At 73.2% G+C, this 24,718-nt stretch carries 21 protein-coding genes; 10 read left to right on the top strand and 11 right to left on the bottom strand.

Annotated elements, in window-relative coordinates:
• Positions 1-507: 507 nt before the first annotated feature.
• Positions 508-1,482, bottom strand: a complete 975-nt coding sequence (locus tag Q8W71_RS23690; RefSeq protein WP_305527877.1) for an NADPH:quinone oxidoreductase family protein — start codon at positions 1,480-1,482, stop codon at positions 508-510.
• Positions 1,483-1,646: 164 nt separating this feature from the next.
• Here Q8W71_RS23690 and Q8W71_RS23695 point away from each other — a divergent pair, with 164 nt between their 5' ends.
• Entirely contained in the window at positions 1,647-1,934 is a 288-nt protein-coding gene (locus tag Q8W71_RS23695) for a GIY-YIG nuclease family protein (protein WP_305527878.1), read from the top strand.
• Positions 1,935-2,046: 112 nt separating this feature from the next.
• On the opposite strand, the gene polA is transcribed toward Q8W71_RS23695, so the two are convergent.
• Both polA and Q8W71_RS23705 read right to left on the bottom strand, forming a co-directional pair.
• The gene (gene polA / locus Q8W71_RS23700; protein WP_305527879.1) at positions 2,047-5,238 is read right to left on the bottom strand and encodes a DNA polymerase I; all 3,192 of its coding nucleotides are present in this window, start codon (positions 5,236-5,238) and stop codon (positions 2,047-2,049) included.
• A gap of 360 nt (positions 5,239-5,598) precedes the next feature.
• A complete protein-coding gene (locus Q8W71_RS23705; RefSeq protein WP_305527925.1) occupies positions 5,599-7,026 on the bottom strand; it encodes a TAXI family TRAP transporter solute-binding subunit in 1,428 nt (475 codons plus the stop codon).
• A 224-nt stretch (positions 7,027-7,250) separates the two neighbouring features.
• Between Q8W71_RS23705 and Q8W71_RS23710 the strand changes: the two genes are divergently transcribed.
• The 5 genes from Q8W71_RS23710 (at position 7,251) to grpE (ending at position 15,148) form a co-directional block, all read left to right on the top strand.
• Positions 7,251-7,772, top strand: coding sequence for a RecX family transcriptional regulator (locus Q8W71_RS23710; protein ID WP_305527880.1), 522 nt, complete (start codon positions 7,251-7,253; stop codon positions 7,770-7,772).
• A gap of 882 nt (positions 7,773-8,654) precedes the next feature.
• On the top strand, positions 8,655-9,866 hold the full coding sequence (locus tag Q8W71_RS23715) for a putative DNA modification/repair radical SAM protein (protein WP_305527881.1): 1,212 nt from the start codon (positions 8,655-8,657) through the stop codon (positions 9,864-9,866).
• Positions 9,867-10,104: 238 nt separating this feature from the next.
• A complete protein-coding gene (locus tag Q8W71_RS23720; RefSeq protein ID WP_305527882.1) occupies positions 10,105-11,562 on the top strand; it encodes a UdgX family uracil-DNA binding protein in 1,458 nt (485 codons plus the stop codon).
• Between the two features lie 77 nt (positions 11,563-11,639).
• Positions 11,640-14,432 (top strand): [protein-PII] uridylyltransferase, encoded by a 2,793-nt coding sequence (locus Q8W71_RS23725; RefSeq protein WP_305527883.1) that lies wholly within the window; start codon positions 11,640-11,642, stop codon positions 14,430-14,432.
• A 134-nt stretch (positions 14,433-14,566) separates the two neighbouring features.
• Positions 14,567-15,148 carry a nucleotide exchange factor GrpE gene (grpE, locus tag Q8W71_RS23730; RefSeq protein WP_305527884.1) on the top strand — a complete coding sequence of 194 codons (582 nt, stop codon included), beginning with the start codon at positions 14,567-14,569 and terminating at the stop codon, positions 15,146-15,148.
• A 32-nt stretch (positions 15,149-15,180) separates the two neighbouring features.
• Here grpE and Q8W71_RS23735 read toward each other — a convergent pair whose 3' ends face one another.
• The 4 genes from Q8W71_RS23735 to Q8W71_RS23750 form a co-directional block, all read right to left on the bottom strand.
• Positions 15,181-15,555 (bottom strand): hypothetical protein, encoded by a 375-nt coding sequence (locus Q8W71_RS23735; RefSeq protein WP_305527885.1) that lies wholly within the window; start codon positions 15,553-15,555, stop codon positions 15,181-15,183.
• Between the two features lie 439 nt (positions 15,556-15,994).
• A complete protein-coding gene (locus Q8W71_RS23740; RefSeq protein ID WP_305527886.1) occupies positions 15,995-16,732 on the bottom strand; it encodes an outer membrane protein in 738 nt (245 codons plus the stop codon).
• A gap of 40 nt (positions 16,733-16,772) precedes the next feature.
• Positions 16,773-16,904: a hypothetical protein gene (locus Q8W71_RS23745; RefSeq protein ID WP_305527887.1), complete on the bottom strand. Its 132-nt coding sequence runs from the start codon at positions 16,902-16,904 to the stop codon at positions 16,773-16,775.
• Positions 16,901-17,203 carry a hypothetical protein gene (locus Q8W71_RS23750; protein ID WP_305527888.1) on the bottom strand — a complete coding sequence of 101 codons (303 nt, stop codon included), beginning with the start codon at positions 17,201-17,203 and terminating at the stop codon, positions 16,901-16,903. Before Q8W71_RS23750 ends, Q8W71_RS23745 begins: the two co-directional genes overlap by 4 nt.
• A 155-nt stretch (positions 17,204-17,358) precedes the next feature.
• Between Q8W71_RS23750 and Q8W71_RS23755 the strand changes: the two genes are divergently transcribed.
• Entirely contained in the window at positions 17,359-18,210 is an 852-nt protein-coding gene (locus tag Q8W71_RS23755; protein ID WP_305527889.1) for a DUF6502 family protein, read from the top strand.
• 3 nt (positions 18,211-18,213) lie between these two features.
• Positions 18,214-19,527: a DUF5666 domain-containing protein gene (locus Q8W71_RS23760; RefSeq protein ID WP_305527890.1), complete on the top strand. Its 1,314-nt coding sequence runs from the start codon at positions 18,214-18,216 to the stop codon at positions 19,525-19,527.
• On the opposite strand, the gene Q8W71_RS23765 is transcribed toward Q8W71_RS23760, so the two are convergent.
• Complete coding sequence (locus Q8W71_RS23765) at positions 19,524-20,105, bottom strand: TetR/AcrR family transcriptional regulator (RefSeq protein WP_305527891.1); 582 nt, start codon at positions 20,103-20,105, stop codon at positions 19,524-19,526. The genes Q8W71_RS23760 and Q8W71_RS23765 overlap by 4 nt on opposite strands.
• A 210-nt stretch (positions 20,106-20,315) precedes the next feature.
• Between Q8W71_RS23765 and Q8W71_RS23770 the strand changes: the two genes are divergently transcribed.
• Positions 20,316-20,900, top strand: a complete 585-nt coding sequence (locus tag Q8W71_RS23770; protein ID WP_305527892.1) for a sugar O-acetyltransferase — start codon at positions 20,316-20,318, stop codon at positions 20,898-20,900.
• Positions 20,901-21,208: 308 nt separating this feature from the next.
• On the opposite strand, the gene Q8W71_RS23775 is transcribed toward Q8W71_RS23770, so the two are convergent.
• Genes Q8W71_RS23775 through Q8W71_RS23785 form a run of 3 tightly spaced genes read right to left on the bottom strand, consistent with a single transcriptional unit; the run spans position 21,209 to position 23,216 of the window.
• Positions 21,209-22,795 (bottom strand): PepSY-associated TM helix domain-containing protein, encoded by a 1,587-nt coding sequence (locus tag Q8W71_RS23775; RefSeq protein WP_305527893.1) that lies wholly within the window; start codon positions 22,793-22,795, stop codon positions 21,209-21,211.
• A complete protein-coding gene (locus Q8W71_RS23780; protein WP_305527894.1) occupies positions 22,792-23,085 on the bottom strand; it encodes an iron transporter in 294 nt (97 codons plus the stop codon). Before Q8W71_RS23780 ends, Q8W71_RS23775 begins: the two co-directional genes overlap by 4 nt.
• Entirely contained in the window at positions 23,082-23,216 is a 135-nt protein-coding gene (locus tag Q8W71_RS23785; protein WP_305527895.1) for a hypothetical protein, read from the bottom strand. The genes Q8W71_RS23780 and Q8W71_RS23785 overlap by 4 nt, the downstream gene beginning before the upstream one ends.
• Positions 23,217-23,470: 254 nt before the next feature.
• Here Q8W71_RS23785 and Q8W71_RS23790 point away from each other — a divergent pair, with 254 nt between their 5' ends.
• Entirely contained in the window at positions 23,471-24,277 is an 807-nt protein-coding gene (locus Q8W71_RS23790; RefSeq protein WP_305527896.1) for an FTR1 family iron permease, read from the top strand.
• Positions 24,278-24,718: the final 441 nt, after the last annotated feature.

A 24,718-nucleotide genomic window follows, 5' to 3' on the forward strand; every position in this document is an offset into this window, starting at 1 on the left:
ATGGGGTCCGGGCGCGGCTCATTTGGTGCCGCGCCGGGCGCGTACGCCCCTGCCTCCATGCCCGCACCCGAGCCGTCCCGCACCGGACGCGCCGCCCGGGGCGGCGACGACCGAAGTCGCCGACGCGGGCACCGCCCCGCCGCCCGAACCGCCCCGGTCGGTCACCGGGGGGCTCCCTGGGCGGGGCGAAGTCCGAAAAGACCCCGCCCCGCCGGGCAGCGGATGCCCCATCAGAACCACGCATCAGGACAAAAGTCAAGTTCTTTGTTTATTTTCTCTAAGCGACGTCGCACGCCTCTCCCTCTCCCCTCTGCGCGAAAGGGTGGCCCCCGGAGGGGGTCGGGAGAGGGGAGCGGCGGCGCCGGAGGTGGTGCCCGGCACGCGCTGGTGTGACGGTGCCTGACGCCGTGCTCCCCTCTCCCGACCCGGCTTCACGCGAGGGGCGCCTTCTTGGCCACCCTCCCCCGCAGAGGGGGGAGGGAGAGGCGCGGGCTCTCTTAAAAAAGCTCACACCCGGATCAGCACCTTCCCCACCGCCTCGCGCCGGATCAGTACCCCGAACGCGTCGCGGAACGCGTCGAGCGGGTAGACCCCGTGCACCTTGGCGGTGAGCTTGCCCGCCGCCACCCAGGCCAGCAGCCTCTCCTGGTCGGCCCGGTGCGCCGCCGCCTCGCGGTCGGTGAAGGCGCCCCAGTGGACGCCCTGCACGTCGAGTTCCTTCAGGAGGATCAGGTTCAGCGGCAGCTTCGGGATGGCGCCGGCCGCGAATCCGACCACGAGGTAGCGCCCCCGCCACGCCAGCGCCCTTAAGGACGGCTCGGCGAAGGCGTCGCCGACGGCGTCGTAGACCACGTCGACCCCGGCCCCGCCGGTGATCCGGCGCAGTTCATCCTTGAGGGTGGCGGGGTCGTAGACGAGGCCCGCCTCCGCCCCGTGGGCGCGGGCGGCCGCCAGCTTCTCCTCGGAGGAGGCGCAGGCGATCACCCGCGCGCCCATCAGCGCCCCAAGCTCCACCGCCGCGAGCCCGACCCCACCCGAGGCGCCGAGCACCGCCAGCCACTCGCCGGGCTGCACCCGCGCGCGGTTGGCCAGCGCGTGCAGCGAGGTGCCGTAGGTGATGGTGAGCCCCGCCGCCTGTTCGTCCGGCACCCCGTCCGGCACCGGCGTCAGCCGCTTCGCATCGACCGCGATCTCTTCGGCGCAGCAGCCGTGGCCGGCATGGACCACCACCCGCTGGCCGATCGCGAGCCCCGCAACCCGCTCCCCCAGCGCCGCGATCACCCCGACCCCCTCGCCCCCCGGCGAGAACGGCAGCGGCGGCTTCACCTGGTAGCGCCCGGCGACGATCAGCGTGTCGAAGAAGTTGAGCGCGGCGAGCGACATGCGCACCAGCGCCTGGCCGGGCCCGGGAGTCGGCGCGGGCCGCTCCGCGACGCGCAGGGCCTCGGCCCCGTCCAAGCTCTCGCACACCAAGGCCCGCATCGCGTCGCTCCCGATCCCCTCGCGCCTTTCAGGACCGGGCGGGCGGCTCGGTCAAGCCGGTTCCAGGGTGACATCACCGCGAACGCCCCTCCGTCTTCACGAGCGAAGCGAAGCAATTTAGGGAGCCGCGCGGTGCGTCGTTTCGCGTCGCCGAGGAAAGCCGCATGCGCGAGCCCGCCGTCTACATCATGGCGAACCGCCGCAACGGGACGCTCTATACGGGCGTGACGGCGAACCTCGCCCGCCGGGTCCATGAGCACCGCGAAGCGCTCCTGCCGGGCTTCACCAGCCGCTACGGCTGCAAGCTGCTCGTCTGGTACGAGGGCCATGCGACGATGATCGAGGCCATCGCCCGCGAGAAGCAGATCAAGGCCGGATCGCGGAAAGGGAAACTCGCACTGATCGAGGCGCTGAATCCGGATTGGCGGGACCTCTATCCCACCCTCGCGTGACGGTGTCTCGCGTCGCGGTTCCCTGGATTGCTTCGCTGCGCTCGCAAAGACGGCGGCGGCGCGGCCAGGGTACAGGATGCCCACCCAGTCGATGATCCGGCCTGGAGCGCTCTCAATGCGCCTCCTGCCAGTTCCCGGCCGCCTTGGCCTCCACCATCAGGGGCACCCGCAGCGTCAGGGCCGGCGCCGGCGCCTCCTCCATCACGCGCGCGATGATCGGGATCGCCCGGTCCACCTCGCCCGCGTCGGCCTCGAACACCAGCTCGTCGTGCACCTGGAGCAGCATGCGCGCGCCGAGGTCCTGCTCGGCCAGTGCGCCCTCCATCCGGGTCATCGCCCGGCGGATGATGTCGGCGGCGGTGCCCTGGATCGGGGCGTTGATCGCCTGCCGCTCGACGCTCGCCCGCTCGGACGGGTTGTTGGAGCGGATCTGCGGGTAGTGGCAGACCCGGCCGAACAGGGTGGTGACGTAGCCCTTGTCGCGGCACAGCTTCTTGGTGTCGTCGATGTAGGCGCGGATGCCGGGGAAGCGCTCGAAATACTGCTTGATGAAGGCCGCGGCCTCCGGCTGGCCGATGCCGAGGCGGTCGGCGAGCCCGAAGGCCGAGATGCCGTAGATGATGCCGAAGTTGATCGTCTTGGCCCGGCGCCGCAGGTCCGGCGTCATCGCCTTGAGCGACACGCCGAACATCGCGCTCGCGGTGGCCGCGTGGATGTCGATGCCCTCCTCGAACGCCTGCCGGAGCTGCGGGATGTCGGCCATGTGGGCGAGCAGGCGCAGCTCGATCTGCGAGTAGTCCGCCGAGATCAGCGCCTTTCCGGGCGCGGCCACGAAGGCCCGGCGGATGCGGCGGCCCTCCTCCGTGCGCACGGGGATGTTCTGGAGGTTCGGCTCGGACGAGGACAGCCGCCCGGTCGTGGTCGCCGCCAGGGAGAACGAGGTGTGGACGCGCTGCGTGTCGCGGTCGGCGTGCGCCTGGAGCGCGTCGGTGTAGGTCGACTTGAGCTTCGAGAGCTGCCGCCACTCCAGGATCTTTTTGGGTAATTCGTGTCCCGCTTGGGCGAGTTCCTCCAGCAACGTGGCGGGGGTGGCCCACTGACCGGACGGCGTCTTCTTGGCGCCCGGCAGGCCCATCTTGCCGAACAGGATGTCGCCGATCTGCTTCGGTGAGCTGACCGAGAAGGTCTCGCCCGCGTCCGCCTGGATCTCTTCTTCAAGGCGAACGAGAATTTGAGAAAAATCCCCCGACAGGCGGCTCAGCATGTCGCGGTCGACGCGGATGCCGGCCCGCTCCATCCGGGCGATCACCGGCAGCAGCGGCCGCTCCAGGGTCTCGTAGACGGCGGCCCTGCGCTCGGCGACGAGCCGCGGCTTCATCATCCGCCACAGCCGCAGGGTCACGTCGGCGTCCTCGGCCGCGTAGGCGGTGGCGCGGTCGAGCGCGACGCGGTCGAAGCTGACCTTGTTGCGCCCCGTGCCGGCCACGTCCGAGAAGGTGATCGGCTGGTGGCCCAGGTGGCGGCGGGCCAGCTCGTCCATGCCGTGCCCGCCCTTGCCCGCGTCGAGCACGTAGGAGATCAGCATCGTGTCGTCGAAGGGCGCGACCTCGATGCCGTAGCGGGCGAGCACCACCCAGTCGTACTTGAGGTTCTGGCCGACCTTGAGCACGCCGGGGTTCTCCAGCAGCGGCTTGAGGCGGGCGAGCGCGTCGTCGAGCGCGATCTGGCTGGGGACGCGCTCGACCACGTCGGAGGGCGCGGCGCCCTCCCCGAAAAGGTCGCCGGCATCGGGCTCGGCCTTCACCGCCTGGACGTGGGCGAGCGGGATGTAGCAGGCCCGCCCCGGCGCCACCGCCAGCGACACGCCGACGAGGCCGGCGCGGTGGGCGTCGAGCGCGTCGGTCTCGGTGTCGACGGCGATCACGCCGGCCTCCTCGGCCTCCGCGATCCAGGCGTCGAGGTGCTCCAGCGAGACCACCGTCTCGTAGGCCTCCGTGTCGAACGGCTTCACCGCCTCGGCCGCGCGCGCCGCGACGAGGTTGCCGGGCGTCGGCTCGGCGGGCGCGCGGGGCTTCGGCGCGGCCTCCGGCAGGTCGAACGCGGCGAAGGGATCGACCTCGCCCGAGTCCGGCGGTGCGTCCCCCGGCGGGCGCTCGGGCCCGGCCGCCTGGGTCTCCGGATCGGGCGGCACGGAATCCCCGAAGAACGGCACCGCGTCGCTGCCGCCCGCGTCGTTCCGGTAGCCGTGCGGGCGCGCGCCCGGCAGCAGGGCGGGGTCGGGCCGCACCGCCTCGGGATCCACGTGCAGCATCTGGGCGATGCGGCGCGTCAGGGTGTTGAACTCCATCGCCTTGAGGAAGCCGACCAGCCGCTCCGGGTCGGGCTTGGGCAGCCGCAAGTCGTCCAGCGGCACCGGGACGGCCACGTCCTCCATCAGCGCCACGAGCTTGCGCGAGAGCCGGGCCTGATCGACGTTGGCGAGCAGGGTCTCCCGGCGCTTGGGCTGCTTGATCTCCCCCGCCCGCTCCAGGAGCGCGTCGAGGCTGCCGAACTCCTTGATCAGGGCGGCCGCCGTCTTCAGGCCGATGCCGGGCACGCCGGGGACGTTGTCGGAGGTGTCGCCGATCAGCGCCAGCGCGTCGCCGATCTGGTTCGGTTGCAGGCCCTCCCACTTGGCGACGATCGCCGCCACGTCGAGGTTGCGCTCGGGCCGGTAGCCGGGCTTGCCCTTGGCCCCCGACTCGAAGTCGTAGAACCGCACCAGCGGCCCCACGAGCTGCATCAGGTCCTTGTCGGAGGAGACGATGATGACGCCCGCGCCCCGCGCCTCGGCGAGCCGGGTGTAGGTGGCGATCAGGTCGTCGGCCTCGTAGCGCTCCAGCTCCACCGCGTGCAGGCCGAAGGCGCGCACCGCGTCGCGCATCAGCGGCATCTGCCGCTTGAGGTCGTCGGGCGCGTCGGGGCGGTGGCCCTTGTAGTCCGGGAACATCTCCTTGCGGAACGACCCTTCCGACTTGTCGAAGACGATGCCGAGATGGGTCGGGCACACGCCCGCCGCGCCCTCCTGCACGAACTGCGCGATCTTGGCGCAGAACAGCCGCACCGCCCCGGTCGGCAGCCCGTCCGACGGGCGGAAGTTGTAGCGCTCGGGCTGGTTAATCGACTGGAAGTAGGCCCGGAAGATGAAGGACGAGCCGTCGACCAGGAGCACCTGATCGCCGGGGCCGACGGGCTTCGGGGTCGCGGACCCGGCGGTCTCGGTCTCGGTTGTCGCGGTCTCGGCGGACTCGGTCTCGGCGGTCATGGGCGTCCAGGCGTCGGGAGGCCGGCTCGCGATCCGGCGCGGCCGCGAGGCCGGTCGTGAACGCTCCGCCGGAGGTTGTCCAGCGCGCCCGCGCGACGCCGCGGGGCTCCGAACTCGGGTTAACGCTGGGCCACCTCGGCTGCGATCCACCACCCCCGTCATTCCGGGGCCGCGCAGCGGAGCCCGGAATCCAGAACCACAGGGCGTGCCGGGCTTGGCTATCGTCGGCGTTTCTGGATCCCGGGCTCGCCTCCGGCGCCCCGGGATCACGGAGTGCGTGTCAGAACCGGCGACAAACACGCTGCGGCTGTGTCGCGTTCATCCGAGTTCGGACCTCTGGCGCGACGCCGACCGAGCCGCCTACTCGGCCGCGGGCAGGCTCAGCGCCGTGAGGCGCGCCTTGTTGCGGCGGCGCGCGTCGCCCTCCGTCTCCGGGCCGAGCTGCCGCCGCGCGTCGGCGATGGCCGCGTGGACCCCGTCCACCGCCAGGATCAGGGCGCTGACCGTGCGGGTGTCGATGGCGCGCTCGCGGGCGTAGGCGACCACGTCGGCGACGAGGCCGTCGGTCTCCCGGGCGATGGTGTCGAGCTCCAGCGCGCTCGACGCGCCGCGCACCTCGCGCAGGATGTCGAGCAGGCGGTCGAGCACGATGTCGACCCGCTCCCGCCGCTTGCGGGCGAGCCGCTGGCCGACCCACGCGATGCCGGAGCCCAGCGTGCCGCCGAAGAAGGCGAACAGGTAGATGTAGTCTTCGTAGCGGTCGAGGAACGTCTGCTGCTCGCGCTCGAAATAGTCGACCGCGCCGGGGTGGTTCGGCAGCCGGGCGGAGGTGGCCGCGACCGTGGTGTCGAACTCGGGCGCCTTCATCAGCTTGGCGGCGGGCGCGGCCGCGGCGAGCTTCGAGCGCCACTCGAACAGGTGCTGGGTCGCCGAGGCCACCGCCACGCGGCTGACCGTGCCGCGGGCCATCAGCCGGTAGGAGGCGCCCACCGTGCGCACCTCCTCCTCCGGCCGCTTCGGCCGGCCGCCGAAGGTCCCCGCGGGGATCGTCACCGCCTGGAGTTCGGGGAAGCGCTGGAGGATGGCGTCGCCGTCGGGGATCGCCACGAAGCCGAGCTTGCGCTCCGGGGCGCCGAGTTCGGCCGCCCGGACCACGGCGGCCGCGACCTTGGAGGTCGGACCGGCGATCACCGCCACCGCGTCCACCCGCTTCTCGGCGAGCGCGGCGCTCACCTCGCCGACCTTCAGCGGGACCAGGGCGACGCGGCCCGGCGCCGGCTCGCCCTCCCCCGCCGCGTGGCCGGCCTCGGCGCCCTCGGCCGCGGCGCCGCCGGGCACGAGGTCGTAGAACGACAGGACGTTGGTCACGAACGGCAGATCGGCCCCGTGCCGGACCACCACGCCGAGCCGGCGGCGGGACAGAGCCGGGATCTCGTCGATGTCGGAGCCCTCGGGGGCGACGATCACCAGCGCCTCGTCGTGGAGGATCGCCAGCGTCAGCCCGTTCTCGGGCAGGAAGACGTCGGGGCGCACCACCGCGAGGTCGGCGCGGTTCTTCTGGAGGGCGAGGCCGGAGTCGCGCACGTCCTCGTAGCGCACCACCTTCAGGCGCACGTCCTCGCGGGCCCGGTCGAGGGCGGACGCGTAGGCCTCGACCAAAGCCGCCTCGGGCCCGTCCTGGGGCCCGACCGCCACGGTCAGCGTGGTCGGGCGCGACAGGTAGAACACCAGCGCGGCCGCCCCGGCCAGGGCCACGGCGAGGAGAACGAGGACCCACTCGCGGCGCATCAGCACCTCGGCCACCGCCCGCAGGCGGTGTCGCAGGAGTCCGGGCGATGGGCGTGGGATCGGTCCATGGCCGAGCCTGTCGCGTTGCGCGCGTTCCATGGCTCCGTCATGGAACGCAATCCTGTCCAGAACGTGAAGAACCGGTGACTCGCCCAAACGTTGCAGATCCCGCGCCAGATCGCGCCGAAGGGCGGAGCGAGGCCGCGCGCCGGCCTCCGGGCCCGGTGACCGCCGCCTGGCTGGAGCGGGTCGCCCTGCACTACCTCGAACGCTACAGCGCCTCGACCGAGATGCTCCGGCGCACGCTCGCGCGGCGGGTGGCGAAGCGGGCGCGCGCCCGCGACGAGGACCCGGCCGCCTTCGCCGACCTCGTCGAGGCGGTGGTCGCCCGCGCCCGGGGCGCCGGCCTCGTCGACGACGCCCGGTTCGCCCGGGCGCGGCTCGCGACCCTGCGCCGCCGCGGCACGTCGAGCCGGGGCGCCTCGGCCAAGCTCGCCGCCAAGGGCGTGCCGCGCGCCGAGATCGAGGCCGCGATGGCCGCCGAGCAGGAGTCTTCCGACGCGGAGGCCCCCGGCATCGACGCGCAGGCGGCCCACGCCTACGCCAAGCGCCGCCGCCTCGGCCCGCACCGCCGGCCCGACACCCGCGCCGCCCACCGCGACCGCGACCTCGCCGCGATGGCCCGCGCCGGGTTCTCTTATGATTTGGCGAAGCAGGTGGTGGATGGGGAGATCGGCGAGGCGTGAGGCGGCGCCGACCGCTCCCGGCACCGCGCCTGGGGAGCGTCGGCCGGGAGGCGGGGCATTGGCGGGACGGTGCGACGGGACGGACGGCGATCCGAAGGAGGACCGCTCTTCGTGGTGGGATGCCCTCTCCCGTCTCGATCGGGTCGAATGTCCGGTCGGCGTCGCGCGCCTGCTCGAGGCCTGCCCCAGGCTGATCGTGCGCGCGCTGCGCGTCTGACGGGGCGATCGGGATCCGGCGACGGTCGCGATGGCCATAATCCGCACCCCGGGGACAGGGCTCCGGACTCGGGTTCACGACCCGCAACCTGTGATACGGCTTCCGGCTGAAGGGTTCGGGATCGACGCTCTCCGTCTTTGCGAGCGGAGCGAAGCAATCCAGGGGCGCCACCGTCTCAAACCGCGCGCTGCCCTGGGTCGCTTCGCCTGCGGCTCGCGATGACGGCGCGGGCCCAGGTGACCGAGCGGTACACCCGGAAGCGGTATGAGAGATGCAACCCCGCTATCATACGACTTCAGGTTGAACGCTTCGGGCGCGGCTCTCTCCGTCTTTGCGAGCGGAGCGAAGCAACCCAGCGGCGCCACATCGACCGGCGTCGCGCAGCCCTGGGTCGCTTCGCCTACGGCTCGCGATGACGGCGTGGGCCCGGATCACCGAGCGGTTCACCAGGAAGCGGTATGAGAGATGCAACCCCTCTCTCACACGCAGTCCGTCATGCTGGGACTGCCCAGCAGGGCCCGGAATGACGGGGCCGCTCGCAAACACCGCTGCCATGCATACATCGACCGGAGTTCGGAGCCCTGTCCCCGGGGTGCGGCATCACGGCCGGGGAGCGGGCGTCGCGCGGCCTTGTCTGCGCCGCATCCGCGTTCATCTTTCGTTCGATGGACGAGACGCTGGCCAAGAAGCTGCGCATCCTCGCGGATGCGGCCAAGTACGACGCCTCCTGCGCCTCCTCGGGGGCGCCCAAGCGCGCGGCGGGCAAGGACGGGCTCGGCTCGACCACCGGCGCGGGCATCTGTCACGCCTACACGCCGGACGGCCGCTGCGTCTCGCTCCTCAAGATCCTGCTGACCAACTGGTGCCTGTTCGACTGCGCCTACTGCGTCAACCGCCGCTCCTCGAACGTGCGGCGGGCGAAGTTCACCGTCGAGGAGGTCGTGAACCTCACGGTCAACTTCTACAAGCGCAACTACATCGAGGGCCTGTTCCTCTCGTCGGGCATCATCAAGTCGCCGGACCACACGATGGAGCTGCTGACCCGGGTCGCGAAATCCCTGCGGCGCGACCACGGCTTCGCCGGCTACATCCATCTCAAGTCGATCCCCGAGGCCAGCCCGTGGCTGATCGAGGAGGCCGGGCTCTACGCCGACCGGCTGTCGATCAACGTCGAACTGCCCACCGAGGCCAGCCTGGAGCGGTTGGCGCCGGAGAAGGACGGGGCGGCGATCGAGGGGGCGATGGCGCAGATCGGCGAGCGGATCGTCCAGGCCAAGGCCGAGCGGCGGCGCTTCTCCCCGGCCGGGCACTCGACGCAGGTGATCGTCGGCGCCGACGACACCACCGACGCGGCGCTGATCGCCAAGAGCGCCCACCTCTACGGCCGCGTCGGGCTCAAGCGCGTGTACTACTCCGCCTTCAGCCCGATCCCCGACGGCTCGGCGGTGCTGCCGCTGAAGGCGCCGCCGCTCCGGCGCGAGCACCGGCTGTACCAGGCGGACTGGCTGCTGCGGTACTACGCGTTCACCCCCGGCGAGGTCGCCGACGCCTCGGACGGCGGCATGCTGGCGCTCGACATCGATCCCAAGCTCGCCTGGGCGCTCAAGCACCGCGAGCGCTTCCCCGTGGACGTGAACCGGGCCGACCGGGAGTTGCTGCTGCGGGTGCCGGGCCTCGGCGCCCGCGCCGTCGACCGGATCGTCGCCGCGCGCCGCCACGCGACGCTGCGGCTCGACGACGTCGCCCGGCTGACCTCGGGCCTGAAGCGGGCGCGGCCGTTCCTCGTGACCCCGGACCACCGCCCGACCGGGCTCACCGACCGCCTCGACCTGCGCGAGAAGCTCGCCGAGCCGGCGCGGCAGTTGAGTCTGTTCTGATGGCGCTCGGCCACCGGCGCGTTTCCCTCCCCTCTCTGCGGGGGAGGGTGGCCCTCGCGTCAGCGAGGGCCGGGAGAGGGGCGGCGCGACGACGCAGGATGGGGCTCGCATCGCGATCTCTCCGGCCCCGTCGCTCCCCTCTCCCCCCCTGCTGCGCAGGGTACCCTCCCCCGCAGAGGGGGGAGGGAGGACGCGGGCTCGCCGATGCGCGTGCGCGCCGAGCGGCGTGCGCCTCACCATGAATGCGGCCCCCCTCGTCATATCCCGCACGGTCCATCTCCGCCCCGGCGCCGACCTCGACGGCTTCCGCGCCGCGGCCCGGGCTCTCGTCGCGGCCGGCGTCCCGCCCGAGGGGGTCGCGTTCTCGGTCGAGGCCGCGCCCGGCCTGTTCGGCGAGGCCGGCACCGGCTCCGGGGGGGCGCCGCTGTCGCTGCCCCGGGCGGTCGCGGCGCTGATCCCCGGCGTCGTCCCGCATCGCGATCCCGAGCGCTACGCCCTGCTCTACGCCCTGATCTGGCGCGTCACCCGCGGCGAGCGCCACCTGCTGGAGGTGATGAGCGATCCCCTCGTCCACCGCCTCCACCGCCTGTCCAAGGCGATCGGCCGCGACCTGCACAAGATGCACGCCTTCCTGCGCTTCCGCCGGGTGGCGGTGGAGGGCGAGGCGGAGGGCACCGAGCGCTACGTGGCGTGGTTCGAGCCCGACCATCACATCCTGGAGGCGGCCGCCCCGTTCTTCGTGCGCCGGTTCGCGTCGATGCGCTGGTCGATCCTGACGCCGGACGGCTCGGCGCACTGGGACGGGGCGGCGCTGACCTTCGGGCCGCCGGGCGCGCGCGCCGACCTGCCCGAGGGCGACGGCTTCGAGGCCGGCTGGCGGACCTACTACGAGACGACGTTCAACCCGGCCCGGGTCAACCCGGCGGCGATGCGCGCCGAGATGCCGAAGAAGTACTGGCGCAACCTGCCCGAGGCCGCCGCGATCCCCGCCCTGGTGCGGGGGGCCGCCGCGCGCAGCGACGCCATGATCGAGAGGGAGCCGACGATGCCGACACGCCGCGAACCCGCCAAGGCCGTGGCCGCGATGTCGGAGGCCGACCCGAAGTCCCTCGACGACCTCAACGCGATCATCCGGCGCACCGAGCCGCTGGTGCCCGGCGCCACGCAGGCGGTGCTCGGCGAGGGGCCGCTCGGCGCCACCCTCGCCTTCGTCGGCGAGCAGCCGGGCGACCAGGAGGACGTGCAGGGCCGCCCCTTCGTCGGGCCCGCGGGGCAGCTCCTCTCGCGGGCGCTGGCGGAGGCCGGGATCGACCGCGGGGCGAGCTACCTCACCAACGCGGTCAAGCACTTCAAATTCACCCTGCGCGGCAAGCGCCGCATCCACGAGAAGCCCACCGCCGGCGAGGTCAGCCACTACCGCTGGTGGCTCGACCGCGAACTGGACTTCGTGGCGCCCAAGCTCGTCGTCGCGCTCGGCGCCACCGCCGTGCTGGCGCTCGCCGGCAAGTCGATCCCGATCACCCGGTCGCGGGGGCCGTTCCGGTTCGACCGGCTCGACGGCCGCGTCCAGGGCTTCATCACCGTCCACCCCTCCTACCTGCTGCGCCTGCCCGACGAGGCGAAGGCCGAGGCCTACGCCGCCTTCGTCGACGACCTGCGGCGGGTGCAGGCGCTGGGCCGGGAGCTCTCGGCCTGACGCGGGCGGCGCGACGCCCAGCCCGCCCGCGTCGCCGCCCGGCTGGCGGCGTAGGCATATCATGCTAACGGGGTGGCATGTTCGATCCCGCCACCGCCCTCGACAGGATCCTCGACAGCCTCGACAAGGACGCGCGCGAGCCGACCAAGCTGCGCGCCGCCCTCGTGCCCGCCCTGCGGCAGGTGATCGAGGACGGGCACCGGGCGGCGGAGGCGCAGCTCCTCAAGCACCGCGACGGCCTGCGCTGCGCCCAGAACATCTCGCGGCTGACCGACGCGGTGGTGCGGGCGATCCACGACGCGGTGGTCTGGCGCCTCTACCCGAACGACAACCCGACGACCGGCGAGCAACTCGCGGTGGTGGCCACCGGCGGCTACGGCCGGGGCACGATGGCGCCGGGCTCGGACATCGACCTGCTGTTCCTGCTGCCCTACAAGCAGACCGCGTGGTCGGAGAGCGTCGTCGAGGCGATGCTCTACGTGCTCTGGGACCTCAAGCTGAAGGTCGGCCACGCCACGCGCTCCGTGGAGGAGTGCCTGCGCGAGGCCCGCGCCGACATGACGATCCGGACCGCGCTGCTCGAAGCCCGGTTCCTGTTCGGCTCGCGCACCCTGTTCGAGGAGCTGGTCACGCGCTTCGACGGCGAGCTGGTGGTCGGCTCCTCCGCCGAGTTCGTGGAGGCCAAGCTGCGCGAGCGCGACACCCGCATCGCGAAGGTCGGCACCTCGCGCTACCTCGTCGAGCCCAACGTCAAGGACGGCAAGGGCGGCCTGCGCGACCTCAACACCCTGTTCTGGATCGCCAAGTACACCTACCGGGTGCGCGACCAGATGGAACTCATCGGTGCCGGCCTGTTCACGGCCGAGGAGTACCGGCTGTTCGAGCGCTGCGAGGAGTTCCTGTGGCGGGTGCGCTGCCACATGCACTTCGCCACGAAGCGCGCGGAGGAGCGCCTGTCCTTCGGGCTCCAGCCGCGGATCGCCGAGCGCTTCGGCTACGAGGCCCGCGCCGGCCTGTCCGGCGTCGAGCGCTTCATGAAGGCGTATTTCCGGGTCGCCAAGGATGTCGGCGACCTCACCGCCATCGTCAGCGCCGAGCTGGAGGCCCGCCACGCCAAGCGCACGCCGGTGCTCGACCGCTGGATCGGCCGGTTCCGGGATCGGTTCCGCGCCACCGCCATCGAGGCGGAGGATTTCTGGATCGACCACGGCCGGGTGAACCTGCGGGCCGAGGACGCCTTCGAGCGTGACCCGGTCAACCTGCTGCGCCTGTTCTGGCTGGCCGACCGGCACAACCTCGCGATCCACCCGGACGCCAAGCGGCTCGCCAGCCGCTCCCTGCGCCTCGTCAACCCGTCGTTGCGGGGCGACCCGGAGGCCAACCGGCTGTTCATCGAGATCCTGACCTCGCGCAACGCCCCCGAGGAGGCCCTGCGCGACATGAACGAGGCCGGCGTGCTCGGCCGCTTCGTCCCGGATTTCGGGCGCGTCGTGGCGATGATGCAGTTCAACATGTACCACCACTACACGGTGGACGAGCACCTGCTGCGCACGGTCGGCATCCTGGCCGCCATCGAGGCCGGGCGCTTCGACGACGGCTACCCGCTGGTCTCCCGGCTGATCCAGACGATCCACAACCGCACCGCCCTCTACGTGGCGATCCTGCTGCACGACATCGCCAAGGGCCGGCCCGAGGACCACTCCACCGCCGGCGCCGCCATCGCCCGCAAGCTCGGCCCGCGCTTCGGCCTGAGCCAGGCCGAGACCGAGACGGTGGCGTGGCTCGTCGAGCACCACCTGCTGATGTCGATGACCGCCCAGAGCCGCGACCTCTCGGACGCCAAGACGATCGAGCGCTTCGCCGCCACCGTCCAGAGCCTGGAGCGGCTGAAGCTCCTGACCATCCTCACGGTCGCCGACATCTCGGCGGTCGGCCCCGGCGTCTGGACCGCGTGGAAGGGCACCCTGATCCGCACCCTCTACGACGAGACCGAGGTGCACCTGTCCGGCGGCCACAGCGAGATCGCCCGCACCGACCGGGTCCGCCTGATCCAGATGAGCCTGCGCGAGCAACTGCCCGACTGGCCGGCCGAGGCGTTCGATGCCTACGCCGCCCGCCACAACCAGGCCTACTGGCTGAAGGTGGACCGCGCCCGCCACGTCAAGAACGCGATCTTCCTGCGCACCGTCCACGAGGAGGGCCGCGCCGCGGCGACCGACGTGGCCCTCGACCCCGTGCGCGGGGTGACCGAGATCACCGTCTACTCCCCCGACCACCCGCGGCTGCTCGCGATCGTCACCGGCGCCTGCGCGGCGGCCGGCGCCAACATCGTCGACGCGCAGATCTTCACCACCACCGACGGCTTCGCCCTCGACTCGATCTTCATCTCCCGCGCCTTCGAGCGCGACGAGGACGAGACCCGCCGCGCCCGCCGCATCACCGCGGCGATCGAGCGGGCGCTGAAGGGCGAGATCCGCATCGCCGACCTCGTGGCCGACAAGCACCCGCAGCCGAGCGCCCGGGCCAAAACCTTCCTCGTGCCCCCCGATGTCGCCATCGACAACGCCCTGTCGAGCCGCGAGACCGTGGTCGAGGTCACCGGCCTCGACCGGCCGGGCCTGCTCTACGAGCTGACCACCGCCTTCGGCCGGCTGTCGCTCAACATCACCTCCGCGCACGTGGCGACCTTCGGCGAGCGGGCGGTGGACGTGTTCTACGTCACCGACCTCACCGGCACCCGGGTGACCCAGCCCGACCGGCAGGCGGCGATCCGCACCGCGGTGATGGAGGTGTTCGCGGGCGACGTCGCCGCCCTCAAGGCCGAGGGGCTCGAAGCCCTGGTCGCCGCGCCGCCGCCGCGGGAGGCGTGAGCCGACGCCCGAGCGTGGCCGCTCGACCGAGCGCCGCCGCGCGCCCGAGCGTGGCCGGTCGGGTTGATTTCGCCGCCCCCCCGCCTGATATCAGCGCCGATCCCCCTCCCCGCCGGTGATGCACTGAAGACGCGATGACGAACGACGAGACCCCGCAGGACGCGCAGGCCCGGGCCGAGGGCGCCGAGGCCCCGACCGTCGATCCCGTGGCCGAGGCCCTGGCCCTGCTCACCGCCGAGCGCGACGAGCTGAAGGACCGGACGCTGCGCACGCTCGCCGAGATGGAGAACCTGCGCCGCCGCACCGAGCGCGAGGCCGCCGACGCGCGGACCTACGCGGTCACGAACTTCGCCCGCGACGTGCTCACGGTGGCCGACAACATCCGCCGCGCCCTCGACAGCGTGCCGGCCGAGCGGCGCGCGGCCGCCGACGGAGACCTCAAGGGTCTGATCGACGGCATCGAGCTGACCGAGCGCGACCTCGCCAAGACGCTGGAGCGCCACGGCGTGAAGGCGGTCGAGCCGCAGGGCCAGCGCTTCGACCCGAACCGGCACCAGGCGATGTTCGAGGTGCCGGACGCCGAGGTGCCGGCCGGCACGGTCGTGCAGGTGATGCAGACCGGCTACGTGATCGGCGAGCGCGTGCTGCGCCCGGCGCTGGTCGGCGTCGCCAAGGGCGGCCCGAAGCCGGCCGCCAAGCCCGCCGACGCGGCCTGAGGCGACCGTCTCGCTCCCCCGTGCCGCCCTGCCTACTGGCAGGGCATCGAGGCCGCGAAATCCGAGATGAACCGGGCCATGTCCCGGGTGCGCTGCCCGGCGTAGGGATCGCGCGAGACCGCCGCCGCCTCGACCTGGAGTCGGCGGTTGCAGGCGCAGGTCGCCAGGACGCCCGCGGCCGGGTCCGGCGAGCAGGCGTCGTGCCGGGCGCAGGCGAGGTCCAGCGCGTCGATCGGCGGGTAGCCGGGTCCGCGGCTGCCGGGGCCGCAATAGTTGCCGTAGATCAGGAGCGCGCCGCGGCCGTTGCCGCTGGACGGCACCAGTTCCTGGGCGCCGGCCGGGGCTGCCGCGACGCCGAGCCCGCAGGCGAGGAGCAGCTTGAGGGCGTTGAGGCTGGGTGCAGTCACGGCCGATCCCGAAGCGAGGCGTCGCCTACGACCGCGCGACCGGTCCGGGTCCAGTATCTCCGCCGGCTAACCTTCATCGCCGGCGTCGAGACCGCGACCGTTCGGCTCTGCGCGGACCGAAGTCGAGGCATAGCGCCCGATTCCGGTGTTATCGTCAAGCGCGCGACGGCCGCGTGCACTGCGTATTCGATCGCACAGCTAGCCCAGGGCCGTGCCGGGTGCGTGCATGCCACATCCGGAGACTGTTGAAGACCTGTTGATCAGTGAGGCGGCGAGGTCCGGGATAGACATCGGCCGCACCTCGTCGCCGCCCGGCATCGCGGTCATCTTGAGACCGGCGCGCAGTGTCTTGATCTGCCACGGTCTGGTCTCGACGATGGTCTTGGCGCCCGACGTCCCGTCGGTCCTGTCATTCCGATCGGTCGTCGGGCGTCGACGCTCAGAACCGGTAATTGAGGCCCGCCCGCACCACGGCGAAACCGTCGTCGCGTCGCCCGGTGCCGTAATAGGCCGGCACGGCGGCGTCGTAGTACGTGGCGCCGGCGGTGCCGCGCCCGAGCTTGAGGTAGAGTGCTTCGACCTTGGCCGAGAGCTTCTCGGTGAAGGCGTACTCGACGCCGCCGCCGAGCGCGTAGCCCGTCCGGGTCGTGTTGGGCAGCGTGTAGGGATAGGCGGCCGCGTAGGAGGAGCGCGCCCCGCCGCCGTAGGCGAAACCGCCGGTGCCGTAGATCAGGACCCGGTCGAAGGCGTAGCCGACCCGGCCGCGCAGGGTGCCGAAATAGTCGAGGCTCGGCCGCACGCTGTAGTACGGCGTCGCACCGAGATAGGCCGCGTCGGCCTTGGCGAAAGCGGTGGCCTGGATGTCGGCCTCGACGCCGACGACGAAGCCCGAGCCGGGTGTGAATTGGTAGTTGTAGCCGATCTGCCCGCCGCCGGCGAAGCCGCCCGAGCGGCCGCCGCCCGTGACCGTGCCGTAGCTCGGATCGGTGAAGCTGCCGCCCGCCGTGCCGAACGCGTAGCCGGCGTTCACGCCGGCGTAGAAGCCGGTCCAGGTGAAGGCCGGCAGCGGCGTGAAGGCCGGTGGCGCCGCGCGGACCGGGAGGTCGGCGGCCTCGGCGGCGAGCGCGCAGGAGAATGCGGCGGCGCCGACGAGGGCGGCCGGGAGGAACTGGGTCATGTCTGTCTCTGGGGGTTGAGGGAGCCGCCGGGGCGGCGGATCAGAGGGCGATGAGGAGCAGGCCGACCACCGTCACCGCCAGGATGAGGCACAGGGCGAGGTCGAGGATCGGCGCCCCGCCGCAGGCGGGATCGCGCGGCCGGTCGGGCCGCGGTGCGGACAGGGCGATCACGGCCGCGCGCCCTCCGACGCGTCGAGGGCCGCCACCCGGACCAGGGGTCGGATCCGGGCGGCGGCCGCCGCCGCACCGCCGGGGGCGGGCGCGACGGCCTGCTGCGCGTCCGGGGCGCGGGCACGGTGGACCGTATCCGTGATCGCGACCCCGAACGCGGGCAGAGCGAGGGCGGCGAGCGCGCAGGCGAGGCGCCTCATCCGCGGCAGCATTCCACCCTGGCTCGCGCGGGGAGCGCCGGCTACGCCCAGGACGATCGGCGGCAGCGCGGAGGGAACGAGGAGGTGGGGCGCATCCATCGTGAGAGCCTTCAGGGGATGATCTGTGGGAAATTTGACCACGCAGCCAAGCTACGTGTGCAAAAATCCCACGTCAATCGGGAATCCGTCCGCGTTGGTGTGCTGTCGCACGTCGTGGGATTGTCTCCCACGCTCTACCGGGGCATGGATCCGGGATGTCCGAGACCGCCCAGACCGCTCCGGAAGGCGCCGGCCTGCACGCGCCGCTGGCGCGGCTGCTGCGCCCGCTCGTTCGCCTTCTGGTGGCGCGCGGCATCACCTTTCCGGCGCTCACCGACCTGCTGCGCGAGCTGTACGTGAACGTCGCCGAGTACGACTTCGCCCTGCCCGGCAAGGAGCAGACCGACAGCCGGGTGTCGCTGCTGACGGGCATCCACCGCAAGGAGGTGCGGCGCCTGCGCGGGGCGGGGGCACCGGTGAGCGCGGTGCCGGCCACCCTGTCGCGCACCAGCCGGATCATCGCCCGCTGGCTGGCCGACCCGGCCTTCACCGGGCCGGACGGGGCCCCGCTGCCCCTGCCCCGGGTTGCGGAGGGGGATGCGCCGTCCTTCGAGTCGCTGGTGGCCGGCGTGACCCGCGACCTGCGGCCCCGGGCGGTACTGGACGAGTGGCTCGACCGCCGCCTGGTCTTCGTCGATCCGCTGGACCGGATCGTCCTCGCCGAGGCCGCCTACGTGCCCAGGGCCGACGGCAACGCCGAGGCGCAGGCCTACTATTTCGGCCGCAACCTGCACGACCATATCGCCGCGGCGACCGCCAACATCCTGGGGGATGCCCCCCGGTTCCTGGAGCGGGCGGTCCATTACGACGGCCTCTCGGCGGATCTGGCCGCCCGCCTCGAGGCGCGGGCGCGGGAGCTGGCGATGGAGGCCCTGCAACAGGCCAACCGCGAGGCCCACGCGGCCTGCCAGGGGGATGCCGGCGGCGGCCATCGCTGGACCTTCGGCCTCTACGTCTACACCGAGGCCCCGCCCGCGGCCCGGCCCCGGACGGATGCCGAGGGCTGAGCGGTGAGCCCTCGTCCCACCCGGCGTCTGGTTCTGCGGCTGCTCGCGGGCGCCGCCGCGCTGCCGGCCGGCGCCCGCGCCCAGCAGCCCCCCCTCGACCAGGGCATCGGCGGGACCGGCGCCCGGGCCGCCCCCGAGCCCGCCGAGCGTCCGCCCGGCGAGGGCGACCGCGGGATCGGCGGAACCGGGGTGATCGGCACGATCCGCCGCTTCGGCTCGATCGTGGTCAACGGCCTGCGCATCGCCTATCCGGCGGACGTGGCCGTGCGGATCGACGGCGCCCCGGCGACCGCCGCCGACCTGAGGATCGGGCAGGTGGTGCAGGTGGTGGCCCGCCCCGGGGACGGCGGCCTCGCGACCCGGCGCATCGACGTGACGAGCGAGGTGGTCGGTCCCGTGGACGCGGCCGCCCCCGGCCGCCTCACCGTGCTCGGCCAGCGGGTGATGACCGGCGACCTGCCGGGCGACTGGAAGCCCGGGATCCGCGTCGCGGTGAGCGGCCTGCGCCGGCCGGACGGGGTGATCGTCGCGAGCCTGATCGAGACGCGGCCCGCCGGTCCCGACCGGGTCGCCGGGCCGGTGAGCCGTGACGCGGACGGGACGCTCCGGATCGGCGCCCTGCGCCTGGAGGGGGCGGCGGGGCTCGTCCCGGGCAAGCGCGCCCTCGTCACCGGCGAGCCGGCCGGCAACGCGCTCCGGGTGACGAACGCGGCGCTCGCAGGTCTCCCGTTCCCGCCCGGGCTGCGGCAGGTCTCGATCGAGGCGTATATCGGCCGGGCCGGCCGGGACCTCGACCTGGGTTCGGGGCTCAGGATCGCCGGGCGCCCCTCCCCCGCGGTGCCGCGCACCGGCAGCGTCCGCGCCGTGGTGACCGCGCGCGTCGCCCCCGGCGGCGACCTGACGGTGGAGCGGTTGCGCGCCGAGGACCGGATCGCCCCCCAGGCCCCGGAGCCCCCCCGCTTCGAGCGCGAGCGCGACCGCCTCGACCTGCGCGGCCTGCCGGACGGCGCCCCGAACCGACTCGGGGGCGAGCCGGGGCGGTTCGGGATCGATCCCGGCGGCCCTCCCGGCGGGACCGGGCCGCGCGGTCCGGCGATCGATACGCGGCCGGGCGGCGACATCCCCGGCAGCGCCGGCCCGCGCGGATTCGGCGCCCCCGGCGGCGGCGAGCCCGGCAATCCCGCCGGACGGCCCGGTGGCGGCCCGGGCGGGTTCGGCGGCATCGGACCCGGCTTCGGCGGCCCGGGCGGCGGTCCGGCCGCGGGGCCGGGCGGGGGGCCGGGAGGACCCGGCGGCGGGTTCGGCGGGCGGCGTTAGCGCTGCCCGGCGCCGGGGACCGCCCCCGCGGGATCGGCGGTCAGCCGCTCGACCACCGCGCGGATCTGGTCGCGCGCCATCGGCTCCGCGTCCACGGACCGGTGGATCGACAGGCCCTCGATCATGGCGTCGAGCACCTTGGCCGTGTCCGGCGGGAAGTGCCTGCGGAGCGCCGCCTGGCTCTGGGCCATCCACGCCTGCATCACCCGGCGCAGCGGCGGGTTGCGGGCCGCGTAGGCGTACAGCTCGTAGCTCAGGAGCATGTTGCGCGGCGTCGCCCAGCTCTCGTCCACGATCAGGTCGACCACGGCCTCGCGCGCCTCGTCCACGGTCGCGGCGGCGGCGAGCCGCTCGGTGAACCGGGCCGACACCGTGTCGGCGAGCAGCGAGAACGCGTCGGCCAGCAGCGCGTCGAGCGTCGCGAAATGGTAGGTCATCGAGCCGAGCGGGACGTCGGCCGCCGCCGCGACCCGGCGGTGGGTCGTCTCGGCGACGCCGCGCTCGGCGATGACGTCGAGGGCCGCCCGCACGATGCGGGCGCGGCGGTCCGGATCGTAGCGGCGCTGGGACGCGGGCACGGGCGATTCCTCGGGGCGCTCGACCGCCGACCGGGCCAGGGGTCCGGCGGAGACGCGTGAGAACGATGGATCGGGCGCGCGACCCGACCGGGCCGGGCGCGTCGTCCGGAACAGGAATGCCGCCGGACGCGGTTGGCAAGCGCTCCCGATGCGTACATATGTACGCATCGCCTGCACGGCGAGGGATCGACGAGGGCGGAGGGCACGCCGATGCGCACCGAACGCGACAAGATGCTGGCCGGCGAACTCTACGACGCCCTCGACCCGGACCTCGCCGCCGACCGCGCCCGGGTCCGCGACCTGTGCCTCAAGCTCAACGCCTCCCGCGAGGCCGAGGAGGACCTGCGCCGCGACCTGTGCCGGGAGATCTTCGGCACCGGCGGCGACACCGTGTGGATGCAGCCGCCGTTCCAGTGCGACTACGGCCGGAACATCGAGCTGGGCGAGCGGGTGTTCTTCAACTTCAACTGCGTCGTGCTCGACGTGTGCCGGGTGCGCATCGGGGACTTCACCCTGTTCGGCCCGGCCGTGCAGATCCTGACGCCGATGCATCCCCTCGACGCGGCCCTGCGGCGCAAGCAGGAATACGGCCGGCCGATCGACATCGGCCCGGACGTGTGGGTCGGCGCCGGCGCCCTGATCCTGCCCGGGGTGACCATCGGCGCGCGCAGCGTCATCGGCGCGGGCAGCGTGGTGACCCGCGACGTGCCGGAAGGGGTGTTCGCGGCAGGCAACCCCTGCCGCGTGATCCGCGCGATCGACGCGGCGGAGCGGAACGCCCTCGCCGCGCCGTGAGCGGGCTCGTCGGGAGCGCCCTCCAGCGAAGGGGATGCCGGACAAAGGCTTGGAGCCGCGCCCGATCGCAACGCGCGCAGGACACGACGCGGCGAGCCCAGGGGTGTTTCCGGCCCTCCACCTCATCCTGAGGTGCCCGCGAGAGCGGGCCTCGAAGGAGACCTCCAGGGATCGCGCGGCCGGCTGGAGGACTCCTTCGAGGCCCCTTGCCGAAGCAAGGGGCACCTCAGGATGAGGGGGGTTGGTGGGAGCGGCCGACGCAAACGCCGAACCGTCGTGGACCGTGTGTAACGCGATCGGGAGCGGCTCTATCGCGAGGGCGTGCCGACCATCCCGTCGCGCGGCAGCGCGCGCCCGGCGGACCGGGTGACCGGCCGGCGGCCCAGCGCGTGCGCTGTGAGGGCGAAGCCGAGGGCGAGGCAGAGCATCGCGAGGTCGAAGCCGATGAAGGCCGCGTCCCCGTCGCGCAGGCTCGCCGCGAGGTGGCGGCCCGTGGTCGCGCCGCCGACGACCGGCACCGCCAGGAACAGCGCGGCGGCGGCGGCGAGCGCCCCGGTCCAGGCCCGGCGCGGCGCGACGACCAGCGCCGGCAGGGCCATCAGCAGCCAGGCCGCGAAGAAGACCTGCACCTCCGCGTCGAGCCGGCCCGGCATCGATGCCGGGAGCAGCCGGTTGGCCAGGAAGTAGCAGGCGAGCGCCGCGGGCAGCCCGGCCACGGTGCCGACGTTGAGGGCGTGGACCAGACGGTGCCCGAGCGGCATCCGCGCCGTGGCCTCGCGCTCGGCGCTGGGCTTGGCGTTGGGTTTGGGCATGCGCGCCACGCTCCACAGCACGAGCCCCGTGGCGACCATCGCGCAGCCCATCAGCCCGGACAGGAAGAACAGCACCCGCAGGATCGGGCCGGCGAAATGGGCCTCGTGCAGCCCGAGCATCGTCGCGTGGGTCGTGGTCGCGGCGCTGGCCGGACCCGTCGTGCCGAGCGCCGCGCCGGTGGTCCCGTCGAACCCCACGGACGGGTGCAGGTGCGGGATGCCCTCCGGCTCGTCCATCGTCACCACCACGGTCGAGGCCGCGTCGCGGGGGTTGTGGATCGCGACGAAGACCGCCTCGGATCCCGTGAGCCGCATCGCCTCCCGGACCATCGGCGCGAGCGGGGCCAGCTCCCCGGGCGCGCGGGCGGGGGGACGGGCGGCGATCGACTGGCCGCGGTCCTGGAAGAACCGCTCGCGGTTGCCCTCGTAGGCCGCATTCACGCCCCAGGGCATGTACAGCAGCATCAGCGTGACGAGGCCGGTGTAGGTGATCATCAGGTGGAAGGGCAGCGCCAGCACGCCGACGACGTTGTGCGCGTCGAGCCAGCCGCGCTGGTCGGCGCGGCGGCGGAAGGTGAAGAAATCCGCGAAGATCCGCCGGTGCGTGACGATCCCCGACAGGAGCGCGATCAGCATGATCATCGCGCAGGCGCCGACCACCCAGCGCCCCCAGAGCGGCGGCATGTGCAGCTCGAAGTGGAAGCGGTAGAGGAAATCGCCGCCGCGGGTGTCCCGCGCGGCTGACGGCCCGCCCGCCTCCGGGTCGAGCAGCGCGACCGAGAACGGCGTGCCTGGCCGGGACCGCCACGCGATCTGGGTCGCCGGCAGCTCGGCGGTCGGCAGCGTCACGAACCACGTCCGGGCTTCGGGCGCCCGCTCGCGCAGGGCCGCCACCGCGAGGTCGGCGGCGCGGGCCGCGTCGACGGACCGGCCGGCGCGCAGCTCGGGCCGCATCCACTGCGAGATCTCGGACCGGTAGTAGCTGGCGGTTCCGGTGACGAACACCGCGAACAGCACCCAGCCGACCACGAGGCCGGACCACGCGTGCAGCCACGCCATCGATTGCCGGAGCGTCCCCTTCATCCGTGTCCTCCGTGCAAGAGCCAGGCGAGCGCGCCGAGCGCGAGCGCCGGGGCGAGCAGGCCGAGCGCCGCGGCGGCGAGGCGGCGGGCGGAGAAGGCCCACAGCACCGCCGCGGCGTAGACCGCGAAGCTCAGCATCGTCGCCGTCGTGGTCGCGTCGGCCGGCGCCAGCGGCAGGGCGAGCGCGAGGCACGCGGTCGCCGCCGCCGCGACCGCGTAGCCCCCGAGGACCGCGACGGCGACCCGCGCGGCGACCGCGGCCCGCGCGCCGGCGGTGATCGCCGGCCTCACCACCGGTCGCTCGCGGCGGCGATCGGCAGCCGGGCGCCGCCGATGCCGCGGTCGATCGCCGGGACGAGGAAGCCAGCCTGAAGGTTGAATTCGCGGACCAGGCCGGTCCAAGTGCGATCGACCGTCATCATCCCGACCCTTCGGACCCCACGGAGCCGCCGCGCCCCGCGGACCGCCCGATAATTTAGAAATGTTACAAGATGCTGGTTTTGCTAAATTTTTCGGCCGGTGATACGCACCGGCGGCGGCGCGTGCAAGGCGCCGGCCCCATCGCCGCGGCGAATGTCGCGGCCAAGCCACAACCGCACGACCGGCGCGCGCGGCGACCGAGCGGCGGTCGTCCGGGCCGCGCGGGTGCGGCCCATCGAGCGGTCGGAGTGACCCGGTGACCGACGGATCGACCTTCGTCCAGGCCTTCACGATCCTGTTCCGGGAGGGGCTGGAAGCCCTGCTGGTGATCGCGGCGCTGGCCGCCCTGCTGCGCCGGGCCGACGCCGCCCACCGGATCGCGCCGATCTACCTCGGCGCGGGGGCGGCGGTGCTGGCGAGCCTCGCCATGGCCTGGGTGTTCGAGACCTACTTCGACGGCAACCACAACGACCTGATCGAGGCCGGCGTGATGCTGCTGGCCGCGGCGCTGATGTTCTACATGAGCGGCTGGCTGTTCCTGCGCCAGGACCCGAAGGCGTGGCAGGCGGATCTCGACCGCATGGCCCGGGAGGCGCTCGGCGCCGGCACCGTGCTGTCGCTCGCCGGCATCGCGTTCCTGGCGGTGTTCCGCGAGGGCGCGGAGACGGTCCTGTTCCTGCACGCCCTGGCCCGGACCGCGGGTGGCTGGAGCGCCGCCCTGCTCGGCGGGCTCGGCGTCGCGGCCGTTGTTCTCGCGGCGGTCTACGTGGCCATGCAGTGGCTGGCCGTGCGGTTGCCGCTGCGCCCGATGTTCCTGATCACCTCGGCCTTCCTGTTCGTGATGGGGCTCCGGCTCGTCGGCGCGGCGATCCAGGAGTTCCAGGAACAGGTGCTGGTGCCCGTTCACGACGACGGGGTCCCGGGGCTGGTGTCCGACCTCGGCTTCAACGGGACCTGGGAGGCGCTCGGGGTCCAGGGCGTCCTGGTCCTGCTGGCGCTGGCCGGTCTCCTCGTCCTGCACCGCCGCGGTGCGGGGCCGGCGGGGGCGACCGCGTCGCGCTAAGCGGGTTTCGCCGAAGTGGTCGCCGGTTCGGCGTCGAAAACCTGCGATCCCTCAAGGATCTGAGCGGGTGAAGCGTTGGCGTGCCCCACGGTACACGACAGTTCGGCGTTTGGGTCGGCCGATCCCACCAACCCCCTCATCCTGAGGTGCCCCTTGCCTCGGCAAGGGGCCTCGAAGGAGCCCTCCAGCCAGCCGCGCGATCCCTGGAGGTCTCCTTCGAGGCCCGCTGACGCGGGCACCTCAGGATGAGGTCGAGGGTCGGAAACGCCCCTCGGCTCGCCGCGTCGTGTACCGTGTGGCGTGCCGACGCGAACCTGCTTAGAGCGCTCTCCGCCGAAGTGGTCGCCGGCTCGGTGCCGGAGAGCGCGTCGAACCGAGGGTCCAGAGTTGCGGACGATCGCAACGCGGTCGGGAGCAGCTCCGATGCCGGGCGACGGCGCG

The sequence above is a fragment of the Methylobacterium amylolyticum genome (genome assembly GCF_030700245.1).
Taxonomy (GTDB): domain Bacteria; phylum Pseudomonadota; class Alphaproteobacteria; order Rhizobiales; family Beijerinckiaceae; genus Methylobacterium.

What these genes read in the sequence shown, in the direction of transcription:
- Q8W71_RS23690 (WP_305527877.1), bottom strand. Translation starts at nt 1,482, where the DNA reads ATGCGGGCCTTGGTGTGCGAGAGCTTGGACGGGGCCGAGGCCCTGCGC.
- Q8W71_RS23695 (WP_305527878.1), top strand. Translation starts at nt 1,647, where the DNA reads ATGCGCGAGCCCGCCGTCTACATCATGGCGAACCGCCGCAACGGGACG.
- polA (WP_305527879.1), bottom strand. Translation starts at nt 5,238, where the DNA reads ATGACCGCCGAGACCGAGTCCGCCGAGACCGCGACAACCGAGACCGAG.
- Q8W71_RS23705 (WP_305527925.1), bottom strand. Translation starts at nt 7,026, where the DNA reads ATGCGCCGCGAGTGGGTCCTCGTTCTCCTCGCCGTGGCCCTGGCCGGG.
- Q8W71_RS23715 (WP_305527881.1), top strand. Translation starts at nt 8,655, where the DNA reads ATGGACGAGACGCTGGCCAAGAAGCTGCGCATCCTCGCGGATGCGGCC.
- Q8W71_RS23720 (WP_305527882.1), top strand. Translation starts at nt 10,105, where the DNA reads ATGAATGCGGCCCCCCTCGTCATATCCCGCACGGTCCATCTCCGCCCC.
- Q8W71_RS23725 (WP_305527883.1), top strand. Translation starts at nt 11,640, where the DNA reads ATGTTCGATCCCGCCACCGCCCTCGACAGGATCCTCGACAGCCTCGAC.
- grpE (WP_305527884.1), top strand. Translation starts at nt 14,567, where the DNA reads ATGACGAACGACGAGACCCCGCAGGACGCGCAGGCCCGGGCCGAGGGC.
- Q8W71_RS23740 (WP_305527886.1), bottom strand. Translation starts at nt 16,732, where the DNA reads ATGACCCAGTTCCTCCCGGCCGCCCTCGTCGGCGCCGCCGCATTCTCC.
- Q8W71_RS23750 (WP_305527888.1), bottom strand. Translation starts at nt 17,203, where the DNA reads ATGGATGCGCCCCACCTCCTCGTTCCCTCCGCGCTGCCGCCGATCGTC.
- Q8W71_RS23755 (WP_305527889.1), top strand. Translation starts at nt 17,359, where the DNA reads ATGTCCGAGACCGCCCAGACCGCTCCGGAAGGCGCCGGCCTGCACGCG.
- Q8W71_RS23770 (WP_305527892.1), top strand. Translation starts at nt 20,316, where the DNA reads ATGCGCACCGAACGCGACAAGATGCTGGCCGGCGAACTCTACGACGCC.
- Q8W71_RS23775 (WP_305527893.1), bottom strand. Translation starts at nt 22,795, where the DNA reads ATGAAGGGGACGCTCCGGCAATCGATGGCGTGGCTGCACGCGTGGTCC.
- Q8W71_RS23785 (WP_305527895.1), bottom strand. Translation starts at nt 23,216, where the DNA reads ATGATGACGGTCGATCGCACTTGGACCGGCCTGGTCCGCGAATTCAAC.